12 protein-coding genes and 1 pseudogene are annotated in these 15,414 nt (G+C 30.6%); 2 read left to right on the top strand and 11 right to left on the bottom strand.

What is annotated here, in order from left to right; genetic code table 11:
• Nucleotides 1–103 precede the first annotated feature (103 nt).
• The 3 genes and pseudogenes from J2Z80_RS01055 to J2Z80_RS01045 all read right to left on the bottom strand — a co-directional run bounded on the left by J2Z80_RS01055 (nucleotide 104) and on the right by J2Z80_RS01045 (nucleotide 3,582).
• On the bottom strand, nucleotides 104–1,126 hold the full coding sequence (locus J2Z80_RS01055; RefSeq protein ID WP_349292562.1) for a TerB N-terminal domain-containing protein: 1,023 nt from the start codon (nucleotides 1,124–1,126) through the stop codon (nucleotides 104–106).
• A 237-nt stretch (nucleotides 1,127–1,363) separates the two neighbouring features.
• A pseudogene (locus tag J2Z80_RS01050) lies at nucleotides 1,364–1,672 on the bottom strand (nuclease-related domain-containing protein); the annotation flags it as partial.
• 134 nt (nucleotides 1,673–1,806) lie between these two features.
• Nucleotides 1,807–3,582: a DUF4209 domain-containing protein gene (locus tag J2Z80_RS01045; RefSeq protein ID WP_209452696.1), complete on the bottom strand. Its 1,776-nt coding sequence runs from the start codon at nucleotides 3,580–3,582 to the stop codon at nucleotides 1,807–1,809.
• A gap of 696 nt (nucleotides 3,583–4,278) precedes the next feature.
• Here J2Z80_RS01045 and J2Z80_RS01040 point away from each other — a divergent pair.
• Together J2Z80_RS01040 and J2Z80_RS01035 are read left to right on the top strand one after the other, a co-directional pair.
• On the top strand, nucleotides 4,279–4,896 hold the full coding sequence (locus tag J2Z80_RS01040) for an IS110 family transposase (RefSeq protein WP_209452695.1): 618 nt from the start codon (nucleotides 4,279–4,281) through the stop codon (nucleotides 4,894–4,896).
• Nucleotides 4,887–5,366 (top strand): transposase, encoded by a 480-nt coding sequence (locus J2Z80_RS01035; RefSeq protein WP_209452694.1) that lies wholly within the window; start codon nucleotides 4,887–4,889, stop codon nucleotides 5,364–5,366. Before J2Z80_RS01040 ends, J2Z80_RS01035 begins: the two co-directional genes overlap by 10 nt.
• Before the next feature lie 174 nt (nucleotides 5,367–5,540).
• On the opposite strand, the gene J2Z80_RS01030 is transcribed toward J2Z80_RS01035, so the two are convergent.
• The 8 genes from J2Z80_RS01030 to J2Z80_RS00995 all read right to left on the bottom strand — a co-directional run bounded on the left by J2Z80_RS01030 (nucleotide 5,541) and on the right by J2Z80_RS00995 (nucleotide 15,410).
• Nucleotides 5,541–6,197: a hypothetical protein gene (locus J2Z80_RS01030; protein ID WP_209452693.1), complete on the bottom strand. Its 657-nt coding sequence runs from the start codon at nucleotides 6,195–6,197 to the stop codon at nucleotides 5,541–5,543.
• 139 nt (nucleotides 6,198–6,336) lie between these two features.
• Nucleotides 6,337–6,861, bottom strand: a complete 525-nt coding sequence (locus tag J2Z80_RS01025; protein WP_209452692.1) for a YwgA family protein — start codon at nucleotides 6,859–6,861, stop codon at nucleotides 6,337–6,339.
• Entirely contained in the window at nucleotides 6,854–8,116 is a 1,263-nt protein-coding gene (locus tag J2Z80_RS01020; protein WP_209452691.1) for an HD domain-containing protein, read from the bottom strand. The genes J2Z80_RS01025 and J2Z80_RS01020 overlap by 8 nt, the downstream gene beginning before the upstream one ends.
• A 106-nt stretch (nucleotides 8,117–8,222) precedes the next feature.
• Nucleotides 8,223–8,993: a TIGR02391 family protein gene (locus J2Z80_RS01015; RefSeq protein ID WP_209452690.1), complete on the bottom strand. Its 771-nt coding sequence runs from the start codon at nucleotides 8,991–8,993 to the stop codon at nucleotides 8,223–8,225.
• Between the two features lie 139 nt (nucleotides 8,994–9,132).
• The gene (locus J2Z80_RS01010; protein WP_209452689.1) at nucleotides 9,133–11,925 is read right to left on the bottom strand and encodes a DEAD/DEAH box helicase; all 2,793 of its coding nucleotides are present in this window, start codon (nucleotides 11,923–11,925) and stop codon (nucleotides 9,133–9,135) included.
• On the bottom strand, nucleotides 11,922–13,100 hold the full coding sequence (locus J2Z80_RS01005; protein WP_209452688.1) for a hypothetical protein: 1,179 nt from the start codon (nucleotides 13,098–13,100) through the stop codon (nucleotides 11,922–11,924). Before J2Z80_RS01005 ends, J2Z80_RS01010 begins: the two co-directional genes overlap by 4 nt.
• Nucleotides 13,097–13,795: an OmpA family protein gene (locus J2Z80_RS01000; protein WP_245301065.1), complete on the bottom strand. Its 699-nt coding sequence runs from the start codon at nucleotides 13,793–13,795 to the stop codon at nucleotides 13,097–13,099. The genes J2Z80_RS01005 and J2Z80_RS01000 overlap by 4 nt, the downstream gene beginning before the upstream one ends.
• Nucleotides 13,779–15,410 carry a MotA/TolQ/ExbB proton channel family protein gene (locus J2Z80_RS00995; RefSeq protein ID WP_349292561.1) on the bottom strand — a complete coding sequence of 544 codons (1,632 nt, stop codon included), beginning with the start codon at nucleotides 15,408–15,410 and terminating at the stop codon, nucleotides 13,779–13,781. The genes J2Z80_RS01000 and J2Z80_RS00995 overlap by 17 nt, the downstream gene beginning before the upstream one ends.
• Between the last annotated feature and the right edge of the window lie 4 nt (nucleotides 15,411–15,414).

The raw sequence follows: 15,414 nt of genomic DNA, 5'->3' as shown, positions 1-15,414 counted from the left end.
GCATTATTTTACATTTTCTTTCCTCTTTTCTTATTTTTATCGCAAAATCATTGTTATTTTTTGTATCTAATATCTAATTTATGTCATTGTATGCTACTGGAAATTAGTTTCCGAAATCACTCGTAATATAAACCTTTTGTTTGTTCATTTTAAAAAAATTGGTTTCTGAATATCCTCTAATAACTTTTTGCCATTCTTTAATAGGTATTTGGCTAATATCTTTTTCGTGGTCTTTAAATATTTGATAAAAATTCGTCTGATAATAAGGTTCAGCTCCTAATCCCCATTTACGAGCCAGCTCAATTTCATTTAACTCAATTAACATATCTCTAATCCACTCTGAAAGATATCTATCCAAGTTGGGAATTCTTTCTTTATATGCCTGTTGTAAACGAACCAACATACTGACATTAAATGCTGCATTTTGATTAAAAGTATAATTGATCAATTCATAAGCAAATAAAATCACATAGCTTAAATCTGTATCCAAATAATTCCCTTTTAACGTCTGATGTCTCCAATAAAAATACCATTTCTTTTGTTTTTCATCGAGATCTCGAAAAGTCGTCCAATAAACCTGCAAAGGAACAAATTCAGTTTTAACACCCATTTGATTAGCATATTTAATCGAATCTTCCATGAAATAAGTCTCATGAGTATGAAAAGATATTTCGATAACCGGTCTGTTTAAATCTTTAGACTTAAATGATTTTTTAATTTGCTGAATTTCTTCTTTGATGCACGAAGGTGTCTTGAGATGTGCATATTCTGGCAAAATAATTTCTTCTTCCCTGTAAAACATCATTTCGTTTTCTCTATATGATAGAACTGATTTTTCAGATTCGACTTTCTCAGGTCTAGTTTTCTCCACTCGTGGAGTAATTGATTGAAGTGGCTTTTCCTGCAAAAATTTTGAAGAATTTTCTTGGCATTCGAGATATCGCTGATGCCATTTATGAATAAAAAACATGTCTATCCATCCCAATAATATAGGAATACCTGTCCAACTAAATGCTAAGTAAAGAATGCCCCTTAAATATTTACCATAATAAAAAAGGTGAGCTCCTAAACCACCAAAAAAGAGCGCTAAAATATAGCCAACTGTTTTTGATTTGCCCCGCTTCACAAAATTGTTCCTCCTTTTAACGATTACTGTATCAGTCATCGATTTTATTTTACCATTTCATTTCCTAAAATCCAACAAATATCAAGAAAAATTCGATATATTTGTATTTGTCAACAAATATTACATAATAAATAAAGGCACTACTTTCTATAGCACCTTTTTGTTCTAATAAAAACACAGAAGCTATTAAGTTTTCTAATTCTAATAATTCTTCTTTCTTATACTTGTTTATATCTAAAGGTGATCGACTTGTATAAGCTCATCAGGCTCTACCTCTAAAACAAGGTCATTTACAATAACTGCATCGCCTGGAAGCCATAAATGTAATGCCCAATCAACTGAATTTTCTCCGCTACTTCCCTGTTCTTTTTCAGAAATGCGCCTCCATGTATAAGCGATATCTGCAATAGGTTCTAATAACCAGCCCAGAAAACCTTCACTAATCTTATATAAATGTTTTTGTTTCTCTCTTTCTTCTTTTCCTTTGATTTTATTATAAAAAAGCTTTTTTATTTCTTTATCCTGTTCTACAAAACGGGCTAACATTTTCTCCCCTTTACATTTTTCCTTTTGGCCATGATTGAAAGTTTATATGTACAGCAATATCTCCTTTGTCTGTGGTATATTTAAACACCATGTCATTTTCTCTTTTTTTCAACTTTTGCAAATTCAAGTCAAGTTCATCTATCCTTCTCCTCTCTCACTAAGGCCAAACATAATAAAACATGAAAAACTCTGTCAGCAGCCATTTGATTAAAAGTTTCTATAGGACTTATACCATGACATACATTATTTCGTAAGTTCCATCCCCGAGGATCAGAAAACAAGACTCTCAGATAAAGACACATGTCTTCTCCCAGGACACTGATTATATTTTTATCAGTCAACAAATCATCTAAATTCTTATAATTAAATCCTCCTGAACGAGATGGTTTTAATATAGGTGCTCCTATCTTCTCTGCTAATTTTCTAATTGAAGCTTCAATTTGCGGTATCAAAATATGCATAGCAACAAGGAAATCATCAGCTAAATAAGCTTTTATTCCCTTAACAAGAAAGTCTTTTCTTATCTTCTCAAAAATAGGAGATGCAAGTAAATAGCTAACGATAGATTCTGTATTCAAACTAAATTTATTTATTAAAATTTTTATCGTATCCCTTAAGAAAAAAGCAGAAAAACTCATGTTTTGGGAGATCTGATATATTATATTTCCATCCAGATCTTCTTCCAAAGGACCAACACTAGCAATCACACGCCCTCTATGGTCCTGTATTTTACGAGCAAAAAGAAAAGAAAGTGGAGCACTTTGAGAAAGGTTTTTTAATTGTTTTACAATATCATTTTTCCTTGGGATGTAATGTAGAGCAATTCTTCCTAAAACCGTTTCTATATCTCCTTCGGTCAGTTTATTAAGAAACTCGTCAAGCTCTTTTTTAGGAATCTCTATTGACGTTTCTATTTTCTTGAGTTCAGAAGTCCCCTTCTCCACCACCTCTATAATTTTAACTGATAGTTTAACAGCTTCACTTTTTAATCCGTGCTGTAAATAAAGATGATACAAACCCTCTAACCATGCAATGCCAACAAGAGCTGAAGCCTGTTCTGCTTTATTCTCAATCATATTGCCAAGACTAAGCAGAATGTTTTTTACTTTCTCTGTCTCCCCTTTTCTTTTGTAATAATCAACCAACAATTCAGTTGCCATTTGAGCCGCCCATATATTTTCTCTTTTTAACAGATTTTTAAATCTCTGCTTTAAAGTTGTGATGATTTCATTTTCTTCAGTCTTACTCAATGAAATCTTTTTATCTTTTACCAGTAATTCATAAGAAAATCCCCACAGTCCCGGTTTATCATCTTCCGCTATTTTCTTTTCATAGTTAATTATTGCATCTTTTAATTTCTCGATTCGGTCTTTGTCATTAATTGTTAAAGCAAGAGATAAAGCGCGCTTTAATTTTTGTATCACATTAGTTTCGTATTTATGCAAATCCTTGTCGGCAATTTCTATTACACTGTCGATACAAATTTGAGCAAATGAATAATGTGGATTTCTTCCGATTATTTTTTCTGAAAAATCCCATACTAAATCAGAGTATCTCGCTTTTAGAATGGGGTGTTTCGATTCCCTGACTCTCCATTCCCAGTAAGATATGATTTCGGGAGTTATTTGGGATATGTTGGGATATTTAACCATTTCTCCTTCTTCTTTGTTTGTCCAAGTGTACATTGGACCAAAGTAAGTGCCCCATCCTGATTTATCATCAGGATAATTTTCAATGAAGGCAAAAGCCGCTTGTTCCCAGAGTAGGATATTTGGCGGTTTTTGTTCAAATTCTGCTTGTATAAATTTGCTAATCTTATCAAAAAGCATTGCTTCTGAATGTTTATCTGATATAGTATCTAAATCTGCGAGAAGTTTTTCTATATTTTCAGATTCTCTACTATTCTCCATTTCCAATTTTACTCCCTTGTAAGATATAGTTGTAACAATTCAGTAATAAAGTACTGAATGAGTTACCTATATTTAACTTTCCATTTCTCTTTCTTCCCTCGTATAATATGATTTGTAATCAATCAAAAAGATCGATCTTTAAAAAGATTACAAAATTTAATTGAACCTTGATAATTAAATATTGTTTTACTAAATTCGCCATAATTAAATCCATCAAGTGCCACTTGATATTATGTATAACATCGCTTAGCTATTATCTATGTTTGGGAAGATGGGTTGTCAAGCCCGAACGCAGTGAGTTCATTTTAGGCTTGACTACACATCCGCCAAACATATAATTTTCCATGCGATGTATGCTGGATCGCTGCATTTTGCATTTGTAGTACACGAATTCCCTCTTTCTTCTTCAGGTTGTCTCTGTTAAACTATTTTTAGGATTTGGTTTCAGGGTCGCTCTGAAAATCCCCTGAAGACTCTACTTTAGGGTACTTCTCGCCTAAGACTGCACCCCTTGGATTACTCGTTTAGTTCTGACTCGCTTGCTGTCCATGTTATATCTTTCAGAATGTTTCAGCATCCATACGATGTATCCTATGGGTATTGACATAGTTCTGATATCGCGAAACTGTTTATCGGTAATCTGTCAGGGATTAACCTGGTACTGGTCTCAATTTTTTAATGAAAGGAGGAATTTACGTGCCCAGTACTTTATTCGTCGGTAGAGACGTTAGCAGTCAATCTAATTCTGTTTTCTTTATTGATCAAGATGGCAATAACCTCATTAAGAAGCCTTTTTCGGTTTCTAATGATATCACAGGTGCTGATTCTATCATCTCTGATGTGATTTCTCATGCTAACGCTATTAATGCTTCCTGTGTCAAAATTGGTATGGAAGCCACTTCTCATTATGCATGGCACCTCCATCTTCACCTGGCTTCTTCTCCTGACCTGGCACCTTTTAACCCTAAATTCTTTGTTATGAATCCAGGTGTCGTCAAGGGTTTTAAAAAGGCTTATACCTATTTACCTAAAACTGACGATTTTGATGCCAGAATCATTGCTGATTGTGTCAGATTCGGTAGGGTAAACCCTACTCCTATGCCTGACTTTAGGTATGCTGCGCTACAGCGCCTTACTCGTTTTAGATACCATCTGGTACAAACTATATCCAGTGAAAAGAGCAGAGCTTTGAACCTTAATATCTCAAGTTCTCTTCATACAAGGAAGATTGTCCTTTTAGCGACGTCTTTGACTCAGCATCTACTTCTGTTTTTGATTCTTTTACTCCTGATGAGTTCGCTGTTATGCCTGTAGAGGAACTTGCGAATTTCGTCTTGAGCCATGGCAACAATAGATTAAAAAATCCCGAAGAAATTGCTAAGACACTTAAATCTGCTGCTAATAGGGCATATCGTCTTAATCCTGACATGTGCGATACTGTTAGCATGACTTTGACCCTGACTCTTGAAAATATCAGATTTCTTGAGTCTCAGCTTAAAAAACTTGACAAAGAAATCTCTAAACAGCTTAATGGCTTTCGCCAAACTCTGACTACTATTCCAGGTTTCGGTAATGTACTAGCCGCAGGCCTTGTGGCTGAGATTGGCGATGTTGACCGGTTTAAAAACGAATGTGCTGTAGCCAAATTTGCACGCCTCGTTTGGAATAAATATCAATCTGGCAACTTTAGTGCTGAAGATACCTCTTTAGCTAAATGTGGTAATCAGTATTTAAGGTACTATCTTGTAGAAGCAGCTAATTGCGTAAGGATACACGCAAAATAGTATACTGATTTTATAGTTTTTAAGGTCTTTATTTTTCAAGATTCCAAAAAATACTACTTGACATTACACCGCTTGTCTTATAGTATTTCCTTTTATGACATTGCCATAGTAATCTTTTTTGTATAGTTTCTTTATATAATTAACAACTTCTTTAATTTATAGTATACTTTATATTTAAATATCGAAAATTACAATTTCTTGTATAAAATTAGCTAAATCTAATAACCTTTTACTTTCCCTATTTAAAAAATCATCTATAATTATCGTTTTAAACCCATAAACAATAAATGTAAATATTGCTAACACAAATAATATTATAGCGAAAATACTTATGACATCATAAAACGTATTTAAATTTTTAAATATCCACTTTAAAACTTCTGCCCATGCTGGTAGTGATAATGTTAATAATAATCCTGGTGTGACATAGCCTTTAAATCTTCTATTTTTACTTTCTTTATATAAGTAACTAATAATAAACTTAATTTTTTTGTAATCTGAAGTTAATATACCATAATTTTTTAAGTAATTTTTTAACATGTTTTTCCTTAGCTTGTTAAACTCGTTTAAGTCCCATAAGTAACTTTTAGATACAATATTGTATTTTTCTAAAAGTACTTTTTTTATATTATAATTTATTAAGTGAAATATAATAGCAAGAACAACAATCATAAGTATAACAATGATATAATTTTTCATAATTAAAGATGATAAAACAATAAGAGATACAATAATATATGAAATATAATAATAAATCCAACCTTTGTAATATCTCAATATCAAATTATACATTCCTAAATCATATTTATAATAATTAATAATATCTTCCATCATCTCTTCTAATCACTCCATTAAAGTATATACACTCAATATTCTTGTCACATAAATTTTAAAAAGTTAACACGTATAAAATTTGTCTTTATAATTTTAGTGTTTTAAAACCACGTTGAGTAGATATTCTTTTATAAATTCATTTGATTCGTTCATCATCAAATCCATATTCGTCATGTATTACTTTCAAAAAATTGAACGCTGAATCTATCTCCTCATCAGTATAATTTTTGTCAGATTTTACGATTTTTATCTTATTAACAATTTTATCTCTTGGATATCCTTCATGTTCAAAATATATAATTGTTGAAACCAATTCCAAAAATCTGGATTTTTGATTATTTAGTTCTTCAATTAAATCCTTATATTTGTCAAGATTATGTTGTATATCTATTTCTTTTTTTAATTTATATCTATACTTTGGAAATAACCCACTATCATTTTTCTCTTCCTCAATTATATTCATCGTCTTAAGCTCTTCCAACTCAATTGTCAAAGTATCCGAATATGGACCATAATAATGAAAATAAAAATTCTCCACAAAATTTGCTCCTAAGCTTTTTAGTATATAAACTATTTTTTGAATCTTTTTACGTCCATCAATTTCTCCGGCGATATTTAACAGCTCAATAATATTAGCATATTCATTCAATGTATCACTCATTTTTTAACTCCTCCAAATATTTAATTATATCATCACTTATATTTACGCCCTCATAATTATATCTCGGAAAATACAGATAATATTTAATCTTTTGGCTGCCTGATATAGCTTTTATTGATTCAGAAAATCTAGTAATAGATTTATTTTTGCCCATACTATTAATTAATATAGGTGGCTTTTCTCCTTCCTCACCTTCAACATAATAATCATATATCACATTACTAGGTCTATCAAGTGCAAGATAATAATCAGCATCCATATTTTGATTTTTTAGTATTTCTTTTATTGCATCCAGACTGAAAGGAAAAGATTGTTCAATTTCATAGGCCTTATATAAATCTCTATACAAATATTTACAGCATAAATCTCTTAATATCTTATCTCGTGAATTTTTCCATGATAATATCGCATATAAAATAACACTATCGTTCAATTGTATATATTCTTCTACATTTATTTTCTCATTTTTAAAAACGGGAATCAATAAATCTATTTTAATATCCAGTAAATTTTGCTCATATAAGTATTTTGCTCTTTTTAAAATATTTTGCAGCAACAATTCATATCCTCTTGTAGTTTTATGGTAGTATACCTGCCAATACATATAATGTCTAGCAAGTACATATTGCTCTACTGCATACAATCCCTTATAATCTATAACTATATTGTCATCACACACTAACATAGATTTTATAATCATATCTACATCAAATAGCCCATACTTTACACCTACATAATAACTATCCCGCAATAAATAATCCATTCTATCTACATCCAATTGGCTTGATAACAAATAACTAACAAATTTATGCTCATACTCTTTTTTAATTACTTCAGCAACCTTTTGAGGAAAATCAATATTAACGGCTCTTAATATCCTATTTACCTCAGTATCACCAAGTATAATGTCAATCGTCCATTGTTCATGATTCGTACTCATTACTTTCTCAAATACATGAGAAAATGGTCCATGACCAATATCATGTAATAAAGCCGCAGCTAATCCTATTTTCCTCGTCTCTTCATCTATATTGATTACATTTTTTAATTGTGCTAGCGCTTTATCCATTAGATACATAGTACCTATAGAATGCGAAAATCTAGTATGATTGGCACCGTAATATGTAACCTCTGATGTTCCAAGTTGCTTTACCTGTTTTAATCTTTGAAACTCTTTACTATTTATCAAATCTAAGATCCAATTTTCGCTAATTATAATAAAATTATATATTGGATCTCTAAAATATTTTTTCATAATGGTATTCCTCACTATTATATCGTTTTATTTCACTAAATCATTATGATATATCAAGCCTTTCATAATTCATAATTAACATCCGAACTTTGCTCATCATACAGAATCATCCACTTATATTCTTGTGTTTATTTTGATTTAACTTTTCAATAATTTCTATATTTCTTAAAACTTTTTTACCAGAATCAGTTAACTCAAAATTTCCTATTCCAATAAAATCACCTGTATCAAAATCATAATTATTATCATTAATTACATAACGGACTAAATCAAGTTCAGTCAATAGTTTAAATTGTGAATCTGTAAAACCATTTTCATATAAGTCTTCATAAAATGAATTAATGTCACTATCTAATACCCAAGTATTTTCGAGAAATTTTAGTAAATTGTATAAAACTAATCTATTTTCAAAGTCACCAAATTTAAGTATTCCATCTATACCGCCAATATCTTCATAACTAAGTGATGAAGCATCAATCAAATCTAATAATTCACTTGCAATTATCATAATTCTCAAGCATATTTCTCTTGTTATTTTTCTTCCATCGTGTGCACAATAATTTCTGTAATATGCAAATACACCACTAAACATACGTTTAGCATTTTCTTGCTGTTCATCCCCTAACGGGACTCTTAATTTTAAAGGTATAGTTTTTTTCTGCTTTCCTCCTTTGTTTTCAGAAAATAATTCTTTTATCAATGTTATTCCATATAATTTTTTACTATCATCACCGGTAATTCTTGCTTTTTCTTTTAATGCTAATTCAACCAAAACCATCGCCTTATGTGATGCACAATCATAATGGCCTTCCAAATACAAAGGTAAACAATGTTTTTTAATCTTAGGACTTAATATTTCATCAATATCTATATTCACTATATCACTCCCTTACTCTTTAAATCTATCTCATTTGCTTTTGCTTTAATTATTTTTATATTTTGACATTGGAAACATATATTTGACCTTAAATGTGTATTTGTAAAATTCTCACCTCAAAGTTTTTTGTCAAAACAAGTTACATAGACCAAGCGGAAAAATCTTGCAACAGATAATCGTAATTTTCTTCTTCTATATTCAGGTATCTCGATGGTATAATCACTTCATTAAGAAGTTGAATCTTTTTTTGCAACACCTCATTTAAACGTTCTTCTACTGTTTTTCCTCTGCTGCTTGTACATATAGGGTAATATATGTTTACCTCACGAGTCTGGCCTATTCGGTAAACTCTATCTGTCGCCTGTTTTTCAACAGCTGGATTCCAATCTCTCGTATAATGAATAACATTGTTAGCCTCTGTTATAGTAATGCCTACGCCAGCAGCTCTTGTAGAAAGTATAATAATATTAAATCCCGGAGATTTTCTGAACTTATCAATAACGCTCATCCTATCGCCTTTGATGTTACCATTTATTACAAGGCAATTTATTCCGAAAACATCCATGATAACTTTTCTCAATATCGTCTGCATTTTTATATAATGGGTAAATATTACCGCTTTTTCGCCCTTTAGTTTTATTTCATTTATAATCTCTATTAGGCGTTGAAGTTTTCCAGACTCATTTATAAACTTATAGGTATCCCCATCTCCGTCATCTTGTATAAGGCGTGGATGTGCACACAATTCCATTAACTTTTGCAGGACACCAAGGGGCGATTCCTTTTTTTCGTTATTTTTATAATTTTCTATCAACTGACAATATAGTTTCTCCTGAAAAGTCGTAAGTTCTACTTCAGGAAAAATCTCATTCTTAGCAGGAAGTGATAAAATACCATCTTTTATTCTCCTTAGGTACACAGGTCTTATCCTATTTAATAGCTTGTTTTTTATTGCTAAATATTCTTCATTTTTATTGCCTATAGCATCCTCTATAGGTATCTGATATGTTCTTCTGAAATCATGGTAACTTGATAAAAGGCCAGGTTGAACATAATCCATTATACACCATAGCTCACCAAGGTTATTTTCTACTGGAGTGCCAGTCATGGCTATTTTGATTTTGGCCTTTAAGGCTTTGACAGCTGAAGTAGTCAAAGTTGTGCTGTTTTTTATTCTTTGGGCTTCATCGCAAACAATAGCCTTCCAATCTATTTGCCCCAACAACAGCTGATCTCTGACAAGCGTCTCATAAGTCGTCAATATAATTTCATAATTCTTAAGTATCTCAGGTGTTTTATATCTTTGATAGCCAGAATGCCTATATATAGAAGTAATTGCAGAAAACTTTCGTATCTCGTTTTCCCAAACATTTAACAAAGTATATGGAGCTATGATTAATGTAGGTTTTAGTTCATTACATTCTTTTAGATAACATAAAAAACTAATTACTTGTAAAGTTTTGCCTAAGCCCATATCATCAGCAAGCAACCCGCCAAGGTGATTTTCGTATAAGCCCTTAAACCATAAAAATCCTTCTTTTTGATGTTCATACAGATGACAATTCTTCAAATACATAGGATATGTAAAATCTCTTGTGCTAAAATCACCTATAAATTGTTTTTTTAAATTTAATGCAGTCTCGTTGTATTCCAGATCATCTAAATTTTCGTATATTTTTAAGACATAAGGCAATCTGGTAATATCTATTTTTTGCACCTTTGAAAATGATTCATTATTAGCTATATTTAAAAACTTATTTGCCTGCTCTATATCAATCTTTATCCACTTGCCCTTATAATTTACATAATCTTCTCCAGTTTCAATTGCCTTTTGGACCAACTGACTGTATTCAAGAGCATCTATCTTATCATCACCTGTTAATCCATACTCCTGTACATTATCAACATCTTCATCAAAAGAGCCTACATCTTCATGTATGATTCCTCCCACTTCAAAATCAAACCATCCGGAATCTTTATCCTTTTTTATATTTATGTACGGATTAGCCCTGTATACCTTAAGACCTAATTCCTTCACTCGCTTGCTGAAATTAGACAAATCTATATCTTCAGGCAAAATTGAATATGGATCAGTCAGAAACTTAGGAATCTCAGATCCTCTAAGATGTCCTCGATTAACGATTTTATTATAATTCTTAAGAACCTCATCTTCGAAAAAAATTCTTTTCCTTTTTATACCATCACCGTATAGAGTATTGTACTGTTTTAACACCTTGTCTTTACTGTCCTTTAATAGGCTATCAATTTCATCCCCTAAAACAGGTACAATCTGAAGGTGATCATCATCATGCTTGATTATATCTACATCCAATTTTTCAGAATAATAAACTTCTTCGCTTTCTAAAAATCTATCAAAAGTCACATTAGCTGTCTTAGCTTTATATTTAACCTTTGCAACTATCTTTGCTTGGGAAATAGGATCATCAGTCGGATTATACGCGTCTATTTCTTGTAAAAGGCTATAGAGATTTAATGGTATTAAATACATACAGCCTTTGTGTAATATTATATTATTAATCCTTCTATCCAAAGGCCCCATCTTCTCATCTTTTATGTATACCTCTGGTATCAACTTAAAATCATTACTCCCAAAAATTCCTCTCGCCTTTATATGAACTTTAATAGCATTATCTTCAATGGGAAGACTAAGTATACGCCTCTTTTCTTCATCAATATTGTATAAAAATTCATAAGGTATAATGTATGAGTTATCTTTATCCTGTAAAATACCTTGCTGCCATAAGTCTTCAAGTACATTTAATTTTTCCAATTCTTTAGTTGAAATGTTTTTAAAGTATTCTACTGGATTTAAAAAAAGCGGTATTTTTATTTCAAATATATTTTTTCTCTGTTGAACATTACAAACAATTTTGATGCCTTCATCAGTTAACGAATTAGATATATTTATCAATCTAAACCACCCTTTAACAGCATCGATACAGTGTTATAAGCTCTTAATTCCCAATTTCCTTTGTGTATTATCCTAGCTATTGCAATGCTTTCATCTTTAAAAAAATTGTCATTTTTTGAACTATTCGCATTTGCAAATGGTCTAAACCTTTGCTTAAAAATATCTAGTTTATATATATACGCGGCACCAATAGGATCAAATTCAACTACTACAAATTTATTAAAATATATAAAATAGATTGCTTGATTACGCTTATTCCTTCTAACCACATTAAAATCCTTAATATAATCAATATATTGTGACCAAAAATTATATCTGGGGCCATCAAAGTGTTCTTTCATCAAATTATCTAAATACCATTTTCTACATCTATTCCATACTGGTTCAGAAACATCTTTCCAGAAAAAATCTATTTCTCTATTTTCAGGCATTTTATTATATTCCAATATATATTTCATTATTTTTGAGTCAAGTTCAGAAAAGAAGACATTTATCACGTAGTTTTCAACAAACATCAATAATTCTTTTTGATTATAAGATTTTATTATATCCAGAATAACCTCTGGATTACTCCTTATATAAGATTCTTTATCGCAATATAAATAAAAATATTTTTTTATATCCAATCCAAGTCTTAACTTTTCACTAATTTTAAATGTATTAAAAAATTTATCTAAATCAAGTCTTGTTTTACTTATATTAACACAAACAAATTTAATTACATCGTCTCTAACTACTATTTCATTAATAAATTGTAATATCTTTTCATTTCGAAAAAGTTCTATAAAAGCTTCTTTAAATTCATTGCAAAACTTTGTAAAATAATGTACATATGTTTTTTTAAAATAATTATTCTGATACAGTTCCCAGAGGATATTTGCAAATTTCTTTTTAAACCTCAACCTTATAATTTCATAAACTTTATCAGGATCAATATTAAAATCATCGCCAGCAAAATAATTAATCAAAATATACAATTCACGATTATTAAGAGAAAAAGCCATATCTCGTATATCATTATACGGCGTCTTATCTATTTTTTGTAACAATAAAAGCCTTTCTTCTGCATCATTATATTTCTTAAAAGATACCACTTTGTTAACATTGCTGGATACTATAGAATTTTTGATTTCTATCAATTTATAAGGTGTATAAAAAAAATCATATTTACTCACTTTGTAGAACCCTTCCCTAGGACTTTTTGCATCTCCATTATCATTTCTTCTTCTTTTAAGCGAAATTTAAATTCTACCCTTCTGGATTTTTCTCTATTTACTTTTCCATTTTCAATAATCAATTGGCTGTATGAACGACCATTGGCTGTTATATACGGCATCAAATCCAATTTCATATTGGGATCGATACCTTTTATATCAGATTGCAATATATATCTAACAACTTCAAAAGCCCTTTTCTGAGAAAGCTCTAGATTGTACACATAGTCACCTGTATCATCAGTATGTCCTTCTACAATTATCTGTGAAATGTATTTTTTAAATTTCGGATCCATAAGTATTGATATGTACTTAGGAAAAAATTCATTTAGATATCTTTTGCCTTCGTCTTTCAAATCATATTTATCATTATCAAAAAATATTCCCTCGCTAAAACTTATGGCACCAGTTTGAGGATCTATGCTAAGAGAAAGATCTGAATTTTTAAATTCATTTAAAAGCTGATTTATGATACGAGCCCTAACACCAATTATTTCATCAACTTTTGCCTTTTGTGCATTTAGCTCGACAGCAATACTAGCATATTTATAAATCATAATAACAATTAAAAGTGCAAACATTAAAAGTAGCGCTGCCATCAAGTCCGAATAAGACTGCCAATAATCATGTACATTATCTTCATCCTTCAATTGCATTCATCTCCTTGTCTTCATTTCTCAAAGTCCTCTTAAATTCCATAATAACCTTCGGCAATTCATCCACAGATTCTTTAATTTCACTCAATGTTGAATTTAGATAACTTATTATATTGGCAAGCTCTTCATCGAATAGAGATAGACTTCGTTTAAGCCCTTCATGCGTCTTATTAGCAAACTCGTCCATTGATTGTTTAAGGCTGTTGTTTAAAATATCGATATTCTTACTTATATTGGCATAACTCGTCTGCAGTAACTCAAACTTTTCATTAATCTCCGATATATAATTAGATACAATTTGAACATGTTCTGTTTTGTCTTTTAATAATAAATCCTTTTGCTGGTTAATTTCATTCATCATTTTTAACATATCTTCAACAAGCATATTTACATTCAAAGAGACCGATTCTAACTTCGATATGTTTTCAACAAGATGTTCATTAGCTGCATTTACTTTATCGAAATAATCAGAGAAATTTGTAATTGCGTTTTCAATAGCCTTATTAACATCTTGTAAATTCAGTATATTATTTGACAATTTTTCCATGAGTTCATTCATGCCTTCTTTAACCATTTGCTGCCACTTTATCATCTCGTCAATTGACTCAGCAAGATCCGTAAATTTTCCTTTTAGTGACGTATCCATACCTTCAATAAACTTATCGATAATCTTATTAACCCCTTCCAACTGGTTTTCATACGCTAGATTAGCAAATTTTTCAATCATTTGTTTAGATATTTCGTTGGATTGTTTAATCTCACCAATTGAGTTATCAAAAGATTCCACAATTTTAGATGTGACATATTGATTTACGATATTAGCAAACTCAGGAAATATTCTTTGCTCCAGTATATTTGAAAATACATTGCTGATCTCAAGAGATAAGTCTGATACAAATTTTTGCATGTATGTCTTTTGTTCCTCTTGAATGTCCCTTATTTCCTTAAGATAATAATCTATCCCCTTCTCATCAAAAATATTTTTATACAAAGAATGAAGTATGTCTATTTTTTTTCTATAGTTATTGAGTCGCCACCTATCAATAAAAGACCAAAGCAATGAAGAAATAAGACCAGCAATTGATGTAAGAAAAGCAAGATACATTCCTGATATTAAATGATTTATTCCTTGCTCCATTGCCTGAGTAGTGCCTGAAAAATTTAAACCACTTAAACCTAAAACAAGTCCAACAAAAGTACCTAAAATACCAAGGCCTGTAAATACACCCGGCATCATGTCAAATACTTTTCTCATCCCTGGGATCTCAACCAATGCAGCATAATCAAAAACGTCTATAGCATTTTTTATATTGCCACTATAGCACATACTTTTAAACTTTTTAAGCAACTCAGTTATATCTTTGTCATTTTTTTCTTTTTCTATCGTTTCATCTGTCAATTCAATAAGTTCTTCTAGCAACATATTTTTATCTGATGTATTTTGAATTTTTTCTATATATGAATCAATAAGTTTAACATATCGTTTAGGTTTCCTATGAGTCCAAAGGTAAGTAATAAAAGCAATAACTACAATACCAATGCAAAAAACATCATTAAAATCCGGGATTGATTTTATTAGAAAAAGTACAATTGTTTTAAAAATCAAAAATCTCACCCCA

It is taken from the genome of Thermoanaerobacterium butyriciformans (assembly GCF_017874545.1).
GTDB lineage: Bacteria > Bacillota > Thermoanaerobacteria > Thermoanaerobacterales > Thermoanaerobacteraceae > Thermoanaerobacterium > Thermoanaerobacterium butyriciformans.
The sequence above is the reverse complement of the archived record's forward strand: the minus strand, read 5'-3'. Positions and strand labels throughout refer to the sequence as shown.

Excerpts from the sequence above, each read along its gene's own strand:
- J2Z80_RS01045 (WP_209452696.1), bottom strand. The coding sequence starts at position 3,582 with ATGGAGAATAGTAGAGAATCTGAAAATATAGAAAAACTTCTCGCAGAT.
- J2Z80_RS01035 (WP_209452694.1), top strand. The coding sequence starts at position 4,887 with ATGCCTGTAGAGGAACTTGCGAATTTCGTCTTGAGCCATGGCAACAAT.
- J2Z80_RS01030 (WP_209452693.1), bottom strand. The coding sequence starts at position 6,197 with ATGGAAGATATTATTAATTATTATAAATATGATTTAGGAATGTATAAT.
- J2Z80_RS01025 (WP_209452692.1), bottom strand. The coding sequence starts at position 6,861 with ATGAGTGATACATTGAATGAATATGCTAATATTATTGAGCTGTTAAAT.
- J2Z80_RS01020 (WP_209452691.1), bottom strand. The coding sequence starts at position 8,116 with ATGAAAAAATATTTTAGAGATCCAATATATAATTTTATTATAATTAGC.
- J2Z80_RS01000 (WP_245301065.1), bottom strand. The coding sequence starts at position 13,795 with ATGCAATTGAAGGATGAAGATAATGTACATGATTATTGGCAGTCTTAT.